The following is a 17367-nucleotide window of genomic DNA, read 5'->3' on the forward strand; positions in this document are numbered from 1 at the left end:
AAGTTTTTTGTTCACTATGTTTATTTTTACTTAAAATATAAACAAGCTTTTATATGAAATTTATAAATCAAAGGTAGAAAAATCTATCTGAAGATTTTCGTAAATATTAACTTTTACTTTATCATTAAAAGTATAGTACATAGGAGAATCATATCCACTATCTGCTAAAGTGTAAACATATATATTCTTTTTTATTGGATTAACAATCCAGTATTCTTTTACCTTGTAATTTTCATATAAATTTAATTTCTTAACATAATCAGTGCTAGGATTATTAGGAGATACAACTTCAACAATCATGTCAGGAGCATCAGTGCAGCCTTCATCATAGGACAAATAATCTTTATAATTATAAGTCTTTATCGGATCTATTAACATAATGTTACCTCCTTTTAGGACATTTATATAACTATAATTAAATTTTACTTAATATAATAATACTGAAAAAATCCAGGTTTTTAAAGTCTTTACAATAGATTTAATCTTTATTCAATAAAAAAATGTAAATAAATAAGCTTTTGACACAAAACTGAAAAAATTCACAGGTATAATAAGAATATACTAAAGATGGAGGTGTTTAATATGATGATTCTACCAATAATTTTAATTGCAGGCTCTGTATATTTTATTTATAAAGAAAGACAAGCAGGTAAATTACAGTTACAGCCGTGCAGAGTTGTAGATAATTCTTTAAATATAATAAATGAAAGATTTGCTCGTGGAGAAATAAGTGAAGATGAGTATGTCAGAATAAGAAGTGCATTAAATAATAGATAATCCAATGGTAGTCATGTAAAAGGAGGACGAGCAATTCTTCAGTTACATGGCTATTTTTGCATAAAGAGAGTAATTATGAATCTACATAAAATATTCATAATTATAAGGTACATTACCAATATAACAAATATTTTATATTTATATTGAGCATTAGATTTTTCAAACACTGAATAAATAATTGAAAAATTCAATATTATAAGTGTTTAATAAAAAGGAGGAGTTAAGTATGAAAAAATTTTTTGTAAGTGTAATTGGTTTTGTAATGATATTTGCATTAAGTTTTGACCTTATAAATTCATATATGGGAAATTATTTTCACAATAATTATAGTGTAAAAGCAGACAGTTTAGAAAAAATATCATTAAGCAATAACATAAGAGGATTCTTTCGTCAAATAGGCATTGGCAGAAACTATAATGGAGGGTATGTAATAGTTATAGGAAATGTTAGTCATGATGATCTTATGAATCAAATAAAGGATATAGAAAATAAAGAAAAGGAACCACCTAAAAACGTTCAAATCATTAAACCAATTGATAGAACAACTGTTAATAATGATTTCGCTTTAAAAGATGTAGAGAAAAATAATAATGTAACAGTAAATGATCCTGGATATAAATATCAATGGTATATCCCTTATACTAAATCAGATAAAGCCTGGTCTTTAGTTAATCAAAAAAGAGAAATTAAAGTAGCTGTTTTAGATACAGGTGTAGATTACACTCATCCGGATTTAAGAAATAAGGTTTTATTTGATGAAGGATATAACTTTGTAGGAAATAATCGTAATGTAATGGATTATGATGGTCATGGAACTCATGTATCTGGAATTATTGCAGCAGAAGCTAATAATTCTATAGGTCTAGCTGGTGTAACTGGGAATCTAGATGTAAAGATTTTGCCGATAAAGGTATTAAATGCAGATGGAGAGGGAGATACAACCAGTATAGTTAAAGGTATTTTATATGCAGTAGATAGTGGAGCAGATATAATTAATTTAAGCCTTGGAGCTAGATATAAGATTGATTTACTTGGAGAAGCAATAGAATACGCTAAGAGCAAGGGAGTATTTGTAGTTACTGCATCTGGAAATGACAACGAAAATAGTGATAACTTTAGTCCAGCTGGTGATGGAGGCTATACAGTTGCAGCTATGAATTACAATTATAAAAAAGCATCTTTTTCTGATTATGGTAATTCAGTAAAAGCAGCAGCACCTGGAGTTAAAATATTAAGCACAGTTCCAGGAGGTTATGAAGCTTGGGATGGTACAAGCATGGCAGCACCAGTGGTATCTGGAATAGCAGCTATGTTAAAAGCAGAAAAGCCAGATTTAACCCCAGCCCAATTGGAGCAGGTATTAAATAGTACAGCTACAGATATTATGTATAAAGGCAAGGATCAAGCAACTGGTTATGGACTTGTAAATGCATACGAGGCAGTTAAGAAAGTAAAAACAATGGAGAATAATTAAATTAGTTTTAAAATAAAGAAGCATTTTCTTTTAAATAAGGAAATGCTTCTTTGAGTTTATAAATTAAATTTAAGTAAGTAATATTATGTAAAAATTTATAATGATAATTGTTAAAAATAAGAATGTTCGTGTTTTTTGAAGAAAAATATAAAAAATATTAGTTTTTTCTTGATTTATAATAAAAATTAAGCTAAAATTACCTTGTAAACAGAATTATTTATAATAAAAACTTAATAATATTCACTTATATAAATTCAATAATAAGGATTGAATGTTTCTACCAAGCTACCGTAAATTGCTATAGGACTATAAGTGTCTGCTAATAAATTATAATGAATATCAAGGAGAGATAATAATGAATTATGATGTAATAATAGTGGGTGCTGGTCCAGCAGGAATATTTACTGCTTATGAATTAAAGAAGCAAAAGCCAGAGGCTAAAATCCTTTTAATTGAGTCAGGGAAAAGCATTGATAAGAGGCATTGCCCTAAAGACAAAACTAAAAAATGTGTATCTTGTAAGCCTTACTGCCATATAACTACAGGCTTTTCTGGTGCTGGTGCATTTTCAGATGGAAAGTTATCATTAAGTTATGAAGTCGGTGGAGATTTACCTGAACTAGCAGGCGCTAATTTAGTACAAGAATACATAGATTATACAGATTCAATTTATTTAGACTTTGGTGCAGATACTAAGGTTGAAGGTATAGGAAACAATGAAGCAGTTAAAGAAATAAGAAGAAAAGCCATTCAAGGTTCTTTAAAATTAGTAGATTGTCCAATTAGACATTTAGGAACTGAAAAGGCTCAAGAAATATATTTAAAAATTCAAAGTCATTTATTAGAAAGTGGAGTTGAAATCAAATTTGATACAACTGTTAAAAATCTTTTAATAGCAGATAAACAAGTATATGGTGTATTAATATCAGATTCCTTAACTAAAATGGAGGAAGAAGAAGTACTTTCAGATAAAGTAATTGTTGCAACAGGTAGAAAAGGTGCTGATTGGTTAAAGGATATGTGTGTAGAACACAATATTAATCACAGTGCAGGAACTGTTGATATTGGGGTTAGAGTAGAGCTTAGAAACGAAGTAATGGAAAGTGTAAATAATGTACTTTATGAGTCAAAGCTTATAGGACATCCAGCACCATTTAAGGACAAGGTTAGAACTTTCTGCCAAAATCCAGGAGGATTTGTAAGCCAAGAAAATTATGATAATAATTTAGCAATAGTTAATGGACATTCGTATAAAGATAAAAAATCAGATAATACTAACTTAGCAATTTTAAGTTCTCATAATTTTTCAGCACCTTTTAATGAACCTATTGAATATGGCAAAAAGGTTGCAGAACTTGTTAATATGCTTGGTAATGGGAAGATATTAGTTCAAAGATATGGTGATATCCTAGACGGAAAGAGAACATGGGAAAAGGAATTGAGCCAATCAAATGTCAAACATACATTGCCAGATGCAGTGGCAGGCGATTTAACATCTGCTATGCCTTATAGAACAATGACAAATATTTTAAACTTTATCCAAGCTATGGATACAGTAGTTCCAGGGTTTGCAAGTAGAGAAACATTATTATATGGACCAGAAATTAAATTCTATAGTAATAGAATAGATTTAGATCAAAACTTTGAAACAAATATAAAAGGCCTGCATTGCTTAGGGGATTCAAGCGGATGGACAAGAGGTTTAATGATGGCATCAGCTATGGGAGTAATGATGGGAAGAAAACTTTAGAAGTACTCATACTACTGTTCTTGAAGGCGAAAATGTATATATAAAAGTGTTTTAATGATGTCATCTATATACAGCACTTTCTTTAATTTTTATAATTAAGGGAGGTGCTGTTTTTGCTTATAAAAGATATTTTATACGAATTTATTTATGAAGTGAAATTAAGAAATTATAGAAATGAGACAATTGAGTCTTATGAATCAGATATGGAATCGTTATTAATTCCAAGCTACAGAATAGATTAAGAATTATTAGAGAAGAAACTCATAGATGTGAGTAAAAGTTTGTAAAAAAAGAATGACTCTTAAGGGACTGAGTCATTCTGAATATATAGGATATAATAAATAGGGTTAATTAGTGAAATTTTAAATAATAATTGTATAAGTAAATTATAAAATATCTGTAAATATTTATCAAAATAAATCGTTTTACAGAAAAGGTTATAATAATATCTTCAATACAAATTTTAGATAAAAATTCTTTAGGAAATCTATATAAACAGATAGAAAGCTAATACTTTTTGTTGAAAGATAAAGAATAAAAATAGATGATAGCAGTGTAGTAATTTGATAAAATATAAATGGGTATAATTATTGGTATTATGAGAGGGATGCGTAAGCATCAAAAAGAAGTCTAAGATCTCATAACTTAGGCTTCCTTTAAACAGTTATATTTTCAAAAGGTGGTTGATAATATGAGTTTAAAATGGGATGACAGCTTGCTAACAGGAATAGAAGATATAGATTCTCAACATAAAGAACTGTTTAAATATCTGGATAAGTTCCTATCTGCTATGAGAGATGGGAAAGGAAAAGAAGAAATTGGAAATGCATTAAATTTTCTTGAGGAATATGTGATTAAGCATTTTAATTATGAAGAAGAGATTCAAAAGAAATATGGATATCCTAGGAGTAAAGATCAAATTAGTCAACATGAATATTTTAAAAATGAACTTAAACAACTTAGATTGGCATTTGATAGAACAGGTGAATCTATAATATTAGCTTTAAATGTTCAAAATAAAATAACTGATTGGGTTAAAAATCATATAAGTAAATTAGATAAGGATTTAGCAGAATATATAAAAAACAAAAAATAGAACAGCCTGCTAGGGTGTAACAGACCATTCTAAATACTGGCTTTAATTATTATTTGGGAGAAAATAATAATGCTTTAACTACTTTATGTTTTAATTATAAGTGCAAATTGTGACAGAATTATGTCAAATTAGCGGCTAGGGATAAAATATATGTGAATCCCAGTATTTTATCTATATACCCATTAAGGATAATAGAGAGTAAAGTCTTTATTATCCTTCTTTTTTTATTTTTTATATGTGAAATATGGTGTATTTTGTCTGAATTATTGTTATGAAATATGGTTGTAAATACTCCATAATATGCTATTGTTGTATTAGAGGTTACAATAATTATCTTTCAACTGTTAAATTAGAGTATAAAATAAGAGAAAAATGATTATTATGTAGATACTAAGAGTATGGACAGTACATGATACTGTATCAACCATTACAAGGCGATATTGTAGTTACAAGTATTGAAAAAAATATTATAATACATTATAAAAATGGCTAGGAGTTAAATTGATATTTCCTAGCCTAATTTTTTATCAATTTTACCTTAATAGTTGATAAGATTTATTTGCTTTTATAATAATTATCATAATCTTTTTTAGAAAGGTCTGGGTGTTATGGATTGTTTGAATTGTAAAAATAATATAGCTAAAGAGAGAACTGGATTTGTAATTTGCATTCCGTCAATGACAGAAGGTTGTAATATTGAATACAATCAAACCAATGAAAAGCTATGTGATAAAGAAGTAACAAAAGAGGGATATTTAAGATAAAACAAATAAAAGTTTTTATAATGATAATTATTAAATTAAAAGCATTTAATAAATCATAGAACTTAGAAAAGTGTATAGGCTTTTCTAGGTTCTTTTTTGATTTAATTATATAATCTCACACTATTCTTTTTACTCAAAAATATATAAAATAAATTGTATTAGGAGTAAAAAATAAGAACAAGATAATTAGATTATGATGATTGGCAGTCAATAACTATTACATGTTCATAAAAGAAATATAAGATAGCTTTAAGCTATAATTTACAACATTTTAATATAGAGTTAAAATATACAGAGTAAGCCTTAGCTTTGAAATCATATTTTCAACAGGATTAAGATTTAAAAATGATGATTGAAGGGATATTAATAAATAAATTAGACGTATAGAATAGAACATAAGGGGTAATTATTTTGAATATTGAAAATTGTATGATTTTTATAAACGATGAAGATAAAACAGAGGAAGTAGTAGACTGTTGGCAAACAGAAGATGAAGAAGATAAAATTCAAGTAAAATTAAGTAATGGTGAAAGTATAATTTATGATAAAAGCCAAGTTAAGTGGAGTACAAAATGTGAGCCTATTGAACTGAGGAATGTTGTGATATATGAAAATAAAGAGGAAATGACAAACCTTTTAAGGGCTATAATATTTGAGGAGTTTGATAAAATAAGAGTTGTTTTCAAAGATGGAAGCAATAAGTTATACTCAAGAGACAAATTAGTTATTATAGATAATGGTCTAGAGGAGCCTGTTGTAGAAAATAATTTTACGTATTTTAAAGAAATTTCAAGGCAGCTTGATTTATACAAGGGTTATGATGATAAAAGTAAAGCATTTGAAAACATTTCTATCTTAAATCCTAATAGTGCACTTGTAAATTATTTAAATCCTAAATCAATTGAAGTAGGAGAAGATTTAGATTTTGCAATATATCCTTTTGGGTTTAATTTAAATCAAAAGGAAGCAGTAGAAAAAGCTCTTAATAGTAAAATAAATATTATAGAAAGTTCATCAATAGCGGATAGAGCAGAAGTTATATTAAATATAGCTGCAACTGCTGTGTTGTATGGAAAAAATGTAGTAATAGTTGTTAAAGATAATTTTTCTGCCTTAAAATATTTAGAATTACTTAAAAAATCAGATATTGATTTTATTGTTAATTATTTAGAAGAAGATGAAACAAATAATTTAAGAAATTATTGTGAACAGTGGCTTAGAAACAATAGTTATAAGTATGAAAATGAAAAGCTAGCTATGAAAAAGTCTGATTTATTAAGTCTTGAAAATTGGTTAGTTAAAAAATTGGAAGATCAAAATAAAATTGAAAGTTTAGAAATTCAAAAATCAAATTTGATTTCTGAGAATATTGAACTTAAAGAAGCAGTTGAATCAAATGAAGTTAAAATACCTCCTAATGTTTTGAATTTTAGTACTGAGAAACTTTTAGCTTTTAAAGAGGAATATAGTTCAATTATTGAAAAGCATGGACATATAAACTTTTTCAGAAAAATAATGTTTATATTTAAATATAATATTGTAGATTTTAGTTTTTATAATATTAAACCAGAAATATTAGAAAAAGTATTAAGTGAAGCTTATAATAATTTAAAAATTGATGAAATAGATATAGAAATAAAATCACTACAGAATAATTTAGACAAGAATAAAACTAACATGGAAATAGAAGAATTTAAAGAAAAATCAATAGAAGTATTAAAAAGTGCTATATATGAATATTTAAAGAATAGTAAAGAAATAAACATGGCTGAAATAGAAGGAGAAGAGGAAACATTAAATAAAAAAATAAATTATCCTATTTTAACTTCAGAGAGGGAATTCTTTATAAATACAATTAATAATAATTGTATTTTTGATTATGTAATTCTTGATGAGGCCTCAGATATGGATATAGTTTCAGGTGCTTTAGCATTTGCAAGAGGAAAAAATATTATTATTATTGATGATTTAAATGAAATTGAAACTAAATTAGATGACATAATAGCAGAGGGATTAAACGAAATTTTCGATAAAAATGGAGTAAACCCAGCATATAAATATACAGATAATTCATTAATATCATCACTTAATCAATTATTTGGGAAAGTTCCTAAAACAGTGTTTTTTAAAAAGTACAAATTGAATAATAGAACATAGGTTGTTATACAAAAAAATTAATAAAGTGTATTTTAATTTTATTATTTAAGAATAATTTTTATATTTAGATGCAATCTAACATTAGATATATATTTAAAATTTATATATATTTGGAGGAGCTGCAATGAATATATTAAGAAAAATAATTTCATTATTTTTGATTACATTAGCTATTTTTGCATTAGGAAGCACAATACAAGTTAAAAGAACTTCTAATTCATATTATAATAATCGTAAAATAATTAATGTGGCAGTAATATTTTTTACACCAGAGGATCCTTACACTAAGGAAGTAATAGAAAGCTTAAAAGAGATAGAAAATATTAATGAAAATAATGTGAAATATACTTTTCTAAATCCTCAAAATAATATAGCTATAAATACTGAAGTGTTAGATAAAGCATTACAAAGCGACTATGATTTATATATATTATATTTACCAGATAGAACAGAAGATGCTGTAAGATTTGTGATTGATAAAGTTAGTCAAAGGAATAAAGCATTAATATTAATGAATATTCCAACGGAAATAGTATCAAAAGTCTCTAAAATCTATAATAAAGTAGCATTTGTAACTCCAGATTCTAGGAGGGCAGGTATTGCACAAGGGAATATTATTGTTGATTTATGGAATAGAAATAAAAAAGCTTTAGATAAAAATAACAATGATATATTAGAATATGTTTTATTACAAGGACCTAATAATGATCCTCAGGTAGTTGATAGAACTAAATATGTTATATCAACGATTAATAATGCAGGAATAAAAACTCAAGACCTTGCTATAGTAAATGCAAGTTGGGATAGGGAGTTGGCCAAAACTTCTATTGATAATGTATTACTCAGATACGGTGGAAATATAGATGCTATAATTTCAAATAATGATGCTATGGCAATAGGTGCTATTGAAGCTCTGCAAAAATATGGATATAATAAGGGCGATGAGTTTAAAAATATAGCTGTTGTAGGCATTGATGGACTACAGGAAGCAAAGGATTTAATTGATAAAGGTATTATGGCAGGGACTGTTATTCAAGATCCAAAGGTTCAAAGTGAATTGCTGTATACCATTGGAGTTAATTTAGTTAATAATTTAGATCCTATAGAAAATACAAATTATCAAATAGTTGATGGGCAGATTATTATCCCATTTCCCTATGACACATACGTTAGTAAAGTAGAAGTAAAATAGCAAAAAGAAATTTAATAAATATTTATATATAAAAAGCTGAAGTTTTTAAGTGAAGAAAATTTCAGCTTTTTAACTTACGTAAATTATATATTTGAATGATAACGTAGATAAAAAAATGGAAAACATAAATATGCCTTATTGGAAAATTGAAAAATATAAGGATAAGATTGAGGAAACTATGAAACCATTTAAAATCCCCTCTATTACTTAATTTACAAATAAGTAAAAAATGTTGTATAAATAACATTTTTAGCATATTTGGAATATTGTTAGACATAGGATTGCATAATATAATTAATAATAGAAAATTGTAAATTATATTTCTAGGTGTATTTGTGGGGCACAGGAACTTTTGAATTCAGCAATGAATTAGACATTTTACATAAGCATATTACTAAAAATAATCTTCAAATTGTGATATATCTTCAGATATTAAAGGCTCTCTTCGAAAACATTCTAATATTCTTGAAGATATTTTTTTATAAACTTGATTAAAATTGATGATATTAGAAGTGATTTTATCATCTTCAATTTCTCGTCTAAGTATGTCCACTTCCTTAAATTAAACATAAAAATAAATTGTTATTTAAATTGATAACATAACTATTAGATACTGCTTCATGTCTATGCAATAACAAGAACTACAAGTGTTATCAAATGGTTTATAAACACAAACTGAAACTGATTTTATGAGAATTAATTATAATTTTAAATTGTAGGAACTAAATAAAATATAACTAGAAATAAGAACTAATGTTTGATACAATGGTGTTAATTATCTAAAAATGTATGCATATAACATTAATTACAAATTTAAGTTATCTCATGTATAATAGGAGCAAGTAAGTGGATCAATTGTTAACTTTGCTTAGAACTAAACTCTGTAATTTTGCTATAAGTGATGAGATTCTTATACAAGTCTATTGATGAATTAATTGAAAAAGAATTTGCAAGATATAATAGAGAATTATAAAAACATTGGAAGATTGGAGTGAATAAATAATGAAAAAAAGCATTTTACCAATACCGACACATCTTAAAAATATATTAATTCCTAAAGGAGACAAGAATGATGAATTTTTTGTGGCAGGAGATATTGCTTGTACATGCGGAAACAAAGAATTTTCTTTAAGTTACCTTGGAGCATATGAGAACGAAATTATTACATTATGTGAATATGAAGGCGTTTTTTATTTAGCAATAGAATGCAAATGTAAAGAATGTGGGCAAGTACATTTAATATTTGATGATAATCTTCATGGTTGGAATGGATTCGTTTGTGGTGACGAATCTGGATTTGAGGGATATGAAGATTTTCCAATGGAAAAATTAAAAAAATTATGGAAATGCCCAAAATGTAATGACGAGCACCATGAAGTATCAGTAGCCATATCATCTGAAGGCAAAGAAGATTTCTTAGAAAATTGTGAAGATACAGAGTTTAGTGAAGAGGACTGGGTAAATGCTTTTAGCTGGATTACAATAAGCACAAGGTGTACAAATTGTGGTTTTATAGATGAAACCTGGATTGATTATGAAACTATGTAGAAATGCCTAATATATAATCAGAAGAAATATATGATATGGTTATTGTTTATATTGGAGGAAGTGCAATGGATATAGGACAAATTATAAGTGATGATATTTTAAAAGCTTTTGAGTTGCTGTTTGAAAGTTTAGGAAAGACTATAGCACCTATGGATATGGAAGGAGCTTTTAAGAAAAGTGATTTAAGAGTTGGTATTTATGATTCGGTTGAATTTGATTATAACATGGGAAGAATTGAAATATTTTTAGATGAATTAAGTTATTCTCGTGCAGATGTAAAGTATCTAGGGAATGAAGCAGTAAAATTAATCACAAAAGATCAGCTAGTCAATGAAGTAATGCCAGTTTTACAAGAAAAAATGAAAAATAAAATGGAAACTTTAAAAGCTGATAAAAGATTTGATTATAAATACATAATAAAAGGAACTTTTCGAATACAGGAAGGAAAGATAGAATTAACAGTTTTAGAGTATATTAATAATGAAAAAAAGAAAGCTTTAGCAAATAAAATTGAAAAATATATTGAAGATAAAATAGTAAAGGGAGTTTATCCAACTAAAGAAAAGGATATATTTTTTCTATGCAGATACATATTGGATCCTAAGCTATTTAATCAAATAGAAGCAGAGTATGTCATTAAAATATTTAATAAAATACTTGAGCTAAATGCTAAAAATGCAAATACGTTGGAGAGTAACAGGCAACATATAATTTATTCTCTTGAACAATGGATTGAGAATAATTTTTTTAGAGAAGAATCAATATATGGTGTTGAAAAGAGTGAATTGCTAATTTATGCAGCAATTCTAATATTAAAATATGAACCTGCGTATTGTAGAGATACTGCTTTGAAATTTTTACAAAAAGCAAAAGAATTGGGAAATAAGAATGCAGTTAATATTATAAAAATTGGAACAGGGAAATTTACCAAGGAAGATATTATGTATGAAGATGACGATTTAAAATTCACGGCTAATGATGCTTTTGCAGAAATAAGTATTACAATAAAAAATGAAATAGAGTCAAGTTATTCAAAATCATTAGATTTAATAATCAATTTACTGCAAAAAGATTTTCCAGCAAGTTATAAAATAATTTTAAAATCAAAAAATAAAAATTTACTTCCAATAAAGAAAATTGGTAAATCAAAAACTCAAGTATTTTTTGCTAATGCCTTAATTTATCCAAAGCTTTATCCTAAAATAGAGAAATATGTTAGGTGTGCAATAATTAAGGATTATGAATGGTATTCAGATGCTGAGGCAGAAAAATGCTGCAGACCTGGAACTTATGGAGCATTTGGCTTGGGTTTATTAAGTAAAGATTATTATAACTTGATAATAGACTATATGGACAAGGTTGATAACGAGCATCAATCAGTTCAAAATCATTTTGCAGAAGCTTTTATAGAAAAGTATGGAGTTAATGCTGAAACTATTCCAGTGCTCATAAAATGTTTACTTGCATGCTATGATAAAAAACCTTTTAAAAAATTAGAAGCTATTGAAACTTGTGAAAATTTAGAATTTTTAATAAAAGAACTTGAAGTTTTAAAATCGTATGAAATTGAACATGTTATTTTCTTTATATGGGGCGGAATTGATAAGTTATCAAATAAACTAAAAAAGAAAACAGATATGAAGAAGTATTATGAAAGGATTATTGAGCTTTGTAAAAAAGGAGAAAGATAAAATATGAAACAGAAAATAATAAAGGTTAGAGAAAAATTAACCACAATTTTAGATGAAATTGTTATTAAGTTAGGTAGCTTAAATGAAGAGGCTATCTATGAAATACTAAATTCAAGAGAAACTGAGCCATTTGACAGTAACTGGGTTAAAGCCTATGAAACCTTACAGCAGCAGCTTGAAAATTTAAATGAAAATGAAAAGAAGGAACTTGATGAATTTTTAGAGGAAATAAGAAAGGAGGCTTTTATTAAAACTATGAAAGATTCCCAATCATCAGATTTAGCAGCTTATGTTTCTGATGATTTTGAAATGATTGGAGCTGCATTAATAAATGAATTCACTAATTCATTTATAGATTCTTTGCTTAACATATATGCTTCAGGAATTGTTCCAGATAATATATCCATTGCAATGTATGAATTGGAAAAAATAATAAATGAATAGGATAGCAAAATTAGGAGATGTTTATTGTCTTCGGTCAGGAAGATATGATAAATGGGATGGGTATAAAGTTGTAAAAGAAGATAACAAAAAAGTCGCATTAATGATATTAGATTGGGGTGAAGAAATAGCAAATCAGTGGTTGATATAATTATAGCTAAGTGAAAGAAGGGCATTCTAATGAAAAATATATTTGAAGTTTATTGTGATTATACAAAGTATGAATATGTATTAGCGAGTTCGAATTTAGATATATCTGGAGGTGTATTAACAAAAGTAGAAATTGATGATATTAAAAATCATCCAGAAATAGATAAGATAAAGATATTGGGATTAAAACAAGATACTTTTGAATATTTCATTGATAAATATGGACAGCAATTTAAAGCTATTTATTTTTTTAAGAATAAAGCAGTAAAAGATTTAAGCATACTTTCATCTTTAGAAAAAGTAGAATTTATTGGGTATTTTTTCAATCAAGGATGCACAAGGTTATGGGATATGAGCAAAAATTATGCTTTAAAAGGATTATCAATTAATGATTTTTCAAAACTTAACAACATTGATGATATTATTACAGCTCCTAATTTGGAATTTCTGGATTTTGGGAATATGGTATGGAGTACTATGGTTTTAGATAGTTTAAAACCTCTTGCTAAAACAAAATTAAAGTATTTAAAGTTTAATGCGAAGAAAATTCTTGATGAAGATATAACACCTCTTGGTGAAATATCAACACTTGAAGAATTGGATTTTTCAACAAAATTATTTGAAATGGAGCAAATTGCTTGGCTCACAGCAAAGCTAGAGGAGGTTAAATCATTATCTCTTGGACCATATCACAAAATAGAAAAGCCAATAGAGTCTAGAAATAATAAAGGCATTAAGATGAAAGATACTTTTATACATGGAAAAGGAAAGCCCTTTTTAGATTCAAATTTAGATGAAAAGCGTATAAATAAATATGTTGAAGAGTTTGAGCAGATGTTAAAGAAGTATAAAAATAAGTGACGAATTCAATAATGAGATTAGTATTTTTATGGTTATTAAAAGTATATTAGCCCTCAAGTTTACTATAAATATTTATATATGTTTATAGTTTTCTATCTAAATAGTTATCTATTTAGATATTTAAATAGAAATATAGATTTCTTTAAAACTATGTAAATATTTAAATTTATTAATGGGCTTGGTTTAAAAGAAGCCAAGGAATATATTGATAATCTTAAATAGTAAAGTTCCTTATCTAAGATACATAATGTTCTTAAATGATGCAACAATTGAAGTTTATAGGTGTTACACAAATGTAAAAAATGCGTATTATCAGTTATTTATATTATATTAGGAGGAATTAGCGATGAACTCTTTTTCTTTTGACAGGTTGAAAGAGGTTTTTATAAAGGAAATAAAATCTGTATTCACACAATTTATTGATAAGTATAAGGATAAAAAGCCATATATTTTCACAATACTAGTTCCAGATTACATAGCCACAAATCATCCAAAGTCCTATTGTATTTCTTTTAACGGAAATACAACTGATGAGTTTGAAGCTGAAGGCTATTGCTATACTACTACAGATTCATCTGAGCTATATTACAAGTATTGCTCGGATGAATGGAATGACCATTCTATTTCAGAAAATGACTTTCCAGAATGCAACAAAATTGTTTTGGAGTATATTATTGAAAATGAAAATGTTATTTCTAATCAAGACTACAATTATACTGATGAATTTTTACAATTCAGAGAAGACTTTTTTGACACCTTGATAAAATCCATAGAACAGTTAAGAGCAGAAGGATTTTTTAAATCAGTATATCAGGAGAATATATTGATTAATTTTGAAGTAAGAGAATACTATCAAGAGGATGAAATGCTCGAAATTTTCAAAAGACTGAATACAAAAGAAGAGTTAAGTATATATGCAAAATGGCTGGAATAATGCTTTAATAGAGCTAATTATATTATATATATCTGATGAGAAAACTTTATTAAAAATGTTCTTATGTTAGAGTGATAAATTAAAATAGTATATTGGCAGATAAGGAGAGAAATATGATTTATTTTACATCAGATTTACATTTTAATCATGAAAAAATCATCAAGCACACAAAGAGGCCGTTTCATACAGTAGATGAAATGAATGGAAGGTTAATAAAGAATTGGAATAATATTATAAGACCTAATGATGAAGTTTATATTTTAGGGGATTTTACTATGAAAGGCGGCATAATTGCCAATCATTATTTACAATTATTATATGGTACTAAATATTTAATAAAAGGAAATCATGATAATTTTATTGACGATAATGCTTTTAATAAAGACTTATTTGAATGGATTAAAGATTATCATGAAATTGAGTATAGAAATTATAAATTTGTATTGTTTCATTATCCTATACTGGAATGGAACAAAAAAGGGCATGGTTCTATTCATTTGCATGGACATATACATTCAGATATTACATATAATCTTGAAATGCTAAAAAATGAAGTAAAGAGATACGATGTAGGTGTTGATGCAAATAATTATATGCCTATTTCAATCGAGGAAATTATTAAAACATTAGGGTAGAAGATTAGGAAGATATTAATATCAGTTGAATACATGTTAAAACAAGAAAAGAATAGGAAAATAGCATATTATTCAAGATTGATTAACTTATATTTGTTGTAAAAATTATAAGCTTGATCAAGTTTTAGCAAAGGTAATCCCTGAAGAATATCTTAATTTATTGAGCTCAAAATTTTAATTTTATGAGGAATATTTCTTATATTTTATATATTAGGAGGGAAAACTTTGGAGGATTTAATTATAGATAACAGCATTTTTAAAATCAGCAATTATAATATGAATGAATTCTATGGTATATATATTGATGCAGATTTTCGTCTAAGCACAGGGGATATGTGCTATTTACAATCAAAGAATCAAATATTTTTTAGTATAAATAACTATAAAGATGCATCTGACATTGCATCACATTTAGATGAGCTAGAGAAATATAAAGATAACTTTTGCTATATTAAAATGGATATGGAAACTTTACAAACCACATGTTACTGCGAATCTGAGGGAGTACCATATGACTTGTTCGAAGGTCCAAATGACGAAATTTGGTGCGTAATTGGATACTCAAAAACATCTTTAAATAGGGATGTGTGCCTGCCAATAGGGGATAGGAAGGATATTGAGGATTGTAAACCAATGGCATCAGTAGCTGAACATATTTTTAGAGATGGAGATAAGATATTATCTTATACTGATGGAACCTTTAATAAAAAACCTACAAAGCTAGGAGTATATAAATTTTCTAAGACTAAACACTTTCAGTCAGTAAAGCGTGTGAAAATAGAAGAGCCATCGGTAAGTAGATGCTTGTATAATGAAGAAGGAATACAAGCTTTTTCAACAATTGATGAAAATGTGATATTGCATCGCTTGCTTGATGATAAAGGAGTGTCTATTAAGGAACGTAAAGTTTATGCAGAAGGTATATTTTTGGATGCATATTTTGAAAAGAATAGCCCTGTTATAAATTGGAAAAATCATGAGACAGTTGAGGTAACAGCAAATGGCGGAAGAATATTTCACGTAGAAAGACCCAGTGAAATATTCTATGCAGTTTATGGCATTGACGATAAACAGATAGAAGAAAAGAAGTTATTTGAACTTACTGAATTATGTTCTATATATTGTATGGAAAGTGTGAAGTTAGATAACGATACATATGCATTAACTTTTACATATGGCAGCGATGAAGAACCAATAAAAGGAGGTAACGGCTGGCTTGTAGTTAAATCTGGAGAGCTTCTTGAATGTTGGTTACAGCATATAGATAAAAAGAGTTATATTGATCAAGTTACAGGGAGAAATATAAAACTTAATATGGAGAATGTAATACTTCGTAAATTGAAGGCTTGTGGTAGAAGTTATTCTTTATATTTTGATGGAATAATTGATAGTAAGCATAGAAATAGAGCAGCAGTATTAATAAAAAACCTTATTTAAAGAATGATGAGATAAATTATTTAAGGAGATTTTATGATGAATTTTATCGATAGAGCTTTAGGACGGATAAATGAAATGAGTGCTGATGATTTTTTGCAATCAATGGCAGATGTCTATAGTGAACCAATAGAAAGAGAGGAACTTAAAAGGTATCCACAATTTGTACAAGATGTTATTTTTATTATTGATTATGATACTGAATTGCAAATGGAAGGGCTAGGAGGCTTTTTTTATGATTCAACAAAAGATTATGTCAATGAAACAATTATTGCATTAAAAAATTGTGGAGCAACAAAAGAGGCTGAAATATTAGAAAAATGCAAGAAGATTGTTATTGAAAACTACGATGAATATATTGAATTAGAAAATGAAACATATCTTAATAATGATTTTAAAGGTTTTTGGAAGCTTGTTAAGGAATATATTGGAAGAGAAAAAACAAATAAAAGATTATAATATA

General features: G+C 27.0%; 18 protein-coding genes and 1 riboswitch. Of the genes, 17 read left to right on the forward strand and 1 reads right to left on the reverse strand.

The window, feature by feature from the left end:
- Positions 1 to 60 precede the first annotated feature (60 nt).
- Entirely contained in the window at positions 61 to 378 is a 318-nt protein-coding gene (locus GXK56_RS19160; protein WP_160690380.1) for a Uma2 family endonuclease, read from the reverse strand.
- A 204-nt stretch (positions 379 to 582) separates the two neighbouring features.
- Between GXK56_RS19160 and GXK56_RS19165 the strand changes: the two genes are divergently transcribed.
- The 17 genes from GXK56_RS19165 (at position 583) to GXK56_RS19240 (ending at position 17363) form a co-directional block, all read left to right on the forward strand.
- The gene (locus GXK56_RS19165; RefSeq protein ID WP_160690382.1) at positions 583 to 777 is read left to right on the forward strand and encodes a hypothetical protein; all 195 of its coding nucleotides are present in this window, start codon (positions 583 to 585) and stop codon (positions 775 to 777) included.
- Between the two features lie 226 nt (positions 778 to 1003).
- Entirely contained in the window at positions 1004 to 2251 is a 1248-nt protein-coding gene (locus tag GXK56_RS19170; RefSeq protein WP_160690384.1) for a S8 family peptidase, read from the forward strand.
- 224 nt (positions 2252 to 2475) lie between these two features.
- Positions 2476 to 2580: riboswitch (purine riboswitch) on the forward strand.
- Between the two features lie 26 nt (positions 2581 to 2606).
- Positions 2607 to 4001: an FAD-dependent protein gene (locus GXK56_RS19175; RefSeq protein WP_160690386.1), complete on the forward strand. Its 1395-nt coding sequence runs from the start codon at positions 2607 to 2609 to the stop codon at positions 3999 to 4001.
- 113 nt (positions 4002 to 4114) lie between these two features.
- Positions 4115 to 4243 (forward strand): hypothetical protein, encoded by a 129-nt coding sequence (locus tag GXK56_RS28600; protein ID WP_279283163.1) that lies wholly within the window; start codon positions 4115 to 4117, stop codon positions 4241 to 4243.
- 449 nt (positions 4244 to 4692) lie between these two features.
- Positions 4693 to 5097, forward strand: coding sequence for a hemerythrin family protein (locus GXK56_RS19180; protein WP_160690387.1), 405 nt, complete (start codon positions 4693 to 4695; stop codon positions 5095 to 5097).
- A gap of 608 nt (positions 5098 to 5705) precedes the next feature.
- Positions 5706 to 5861 (forward strand): hypothetical protein, encoded by a 156-nt coding sequence (locus tag GXK56_RS19185; protein WP_160690388.1) that lies wholly within the window; start codon positions 5706 to 5708, stop codon positions 5859 to 5861.
- A gap of 411 nt (positions 5862 to 6272) precedes the next feature.
- Entirely contained in the window at positions 6273 to 8018 is a 1746-nt protein-coding gene (locus GXK56_RS19190; protein WP_160690389.1) for a hypothetical protein, read from the forward strand.
- Positions 8019 to 8142: 124 nt separating this feature from the next.
- Positions 8143 to 9210, forward strand: a complete 1068-nt coding sequence (locus GXK56_RS19195; RefSeq protein ID WP_160690390.1) for a galactose ABC transporter substrate-binding protein — start codon at positions 8143 to 8145, stop codon at positions 9208 to 9210.
- Positions 9211 to 10212: 1002 nt separating this feature from the next.
- Positions 10213 to 10758, forward strand: coding sequence for a hypothetical protein (locus GXK56_RS19200; RefSeq protein ID WP_160690391.1), 546 nt, complete (start codon positions 10213 to 10215; stop codon positions 10756 to 10758).
- Between the two features lie 65 nt (positions 10759 to 10823).
- Positions 10824 to 12449 (forward strand): DUF6138 family protein, encoded by a 1626-nt coding sequence (locus GXK56_RS19205; protein ID WP_160690392.1) that lies wholly within the window; start codon positions 10824 to 10826, stop codon positions 12447 to 12449.
- A gap of 3 nt (positions 12450 to 12452) precedes the next feature.
- Positions 12453 to 12893 (forward strand): hypothetical protein, encoded by a 441-nt coding sequence (locus GXK56_RS19210; protein ID WP_160690393.1) that lies wholly within the window; start codon positions 12453 to 12455, stop codon positions 12891 to 12893.
- Positions 12886 to 13041: a hypothetical protein gene (locus GXK56_RS19215; protein WP_160690394.1), complete on the forward strand. Its 156-nt coding sequence runs from the start codon at positions 12886 to 12888 to the stop codon at positions 13039 to 13041. The genes GXK56_RS19210 and GXK56_RS19215 overlap by 8 nt, the downstream gene beginning before the upstream one ends.
- A gap of 29 nt (positions 13042 to 13070) precedes the next feature.
- Complete coding sequence (locus GXK56_RS19220) at positions 13071 to 13901, forward strand: internalin (RefSeq protein ID WP_160690395.1); 831 nt, start codon at positions 13071 to 13073, stop codon at positions 13899 to 13901.
- A gap of 346 nt (positions 13902 to 14247) precedes the next feature.
- Positions 14248 to 14835, forward strand: coding sequence for a DUF4303 domain-containing protein (locus GXK56_RS19225; RefSeq protein ID WP_160690396.1), 588 nt, complete (start codon positions 14248 to 14250; stop codon positions 14833 to 14835).
- A gap of 113 nt (positions 14836 to 14948) precedes the next feature.
- Positions 14949 to 15470 carry a metallophosphoesterase gene (locus GXK56_RS19230; RefSeq protein WP_160690397.1) on the forward strand — a complete coding sequence of 174 codons (522 nt, stop codon included), beginning with the start codon at positions 14949 to 14951 and terminating at the stop codon, positions 15468 to 15470.
- Between the two features lie 225 nt (positions 15471 to 15695).
- The gene (locus GXK56_RS19235) at positions 15696 to 16907 is read left to right on the forward strand and encodes a hypothetical protein (RefSeq protein ID WP_160690398.1); all 1212 of its coding nucleotides are present in this window, start codon (positions 15696 to 15698) and stop codon (positions 16905 to 16907) included.
- A 33-nt stretch (positions 16908 to 16940) separates the two neighbouring features.
- Positions 16941 to 17363 (forward strand): DUF4375 domain-containing protein, encoded by a 423-nt coding sequence (locus GXK56_RS19240; protein ID WP_243156181.1) that lies wholly within the window; start codon positions 16941 to 16943, stop codon positions 17361 to 17363.
- The last annotated feature ends 4 nt before the right edge of the window (positions 17364 to 17367 follow it).

This window comes from Clostridium sp. C2-6-12 (assembly GCF_009928485.1).
In the GTDB taxonomy this organism is placed as follows: Bacteria; Bacillota; Clostridia; order Clostridiales; family Clostridiaceae; genus Clostridium.